The sequence below is a fragment of the Vibrio sp. 10N.222.49.C9 genome (assembly GCF_041474985.1).
Classification (GTDB): Bacteria; Pseudomonadota; Gammaproteobacteria; order Enterobacterales; family Vibrionaceae; genus Vibrio; species Vibrio crassostreae_C.
This window is the reverse complement of the sequence record NZ_JBFRVD010001113.1, coordinates 1-410: the sequence shown is the minus strand read 5'-3', so window position 1 is coordinate 410 and position 410 is coordinate 1. Positions and strand designations below refer to the sequence as shown.

The window sequence follows — 410 nt, the reverse complement described above, 5'->3', positions numbered from 1 at the left end:
CGCCCGCAAAGCCGATAATGTCATGAGTAGAAAGGTCGCTGGTTTGCTGCGGTATGCCTCTTCTAGATAAGTACTCCGGCGAGGCAACAATGTACAGAGGGCTTTTGCCTAGAGGTCTGGCATGAAGGGTTGAATCGGTCAGCGACCCGATGCGAATCGCAATGTCAGTTTTCTTTTCTAGAAGGTCTACAAAGCCTTCGTTGGACGTCAGTTCTAGCTTAATGTCCGGATAGGCTTGATTGAACTCTTTAACTAAAGGTACCAACTGATGAAACACAAACGGGCTGGCCGCATCAACTCTCAAACGCCCTTTTGGCAGTTCACCTCGAGAAACAATATCGTCCTCAGCTTTTTGCAGTTGTTGAAGCCCTAATCTCACCCCGTCAATAAACTGTCGCCCTTCATCCGTC

General features: G+C 48.5%; 1 protein-coding gene. It reads right to left on the bottom strand.

What is annotated here, in order from left to right:
• Positions 1-410, bottom strand: a 410-nt coding sequence (locus AB4585_RS27140) for a LysR substrate-binding domain-containing protein (protein ID WP_372171845.1), incomplete at both ends; no start/stop codon positions are given.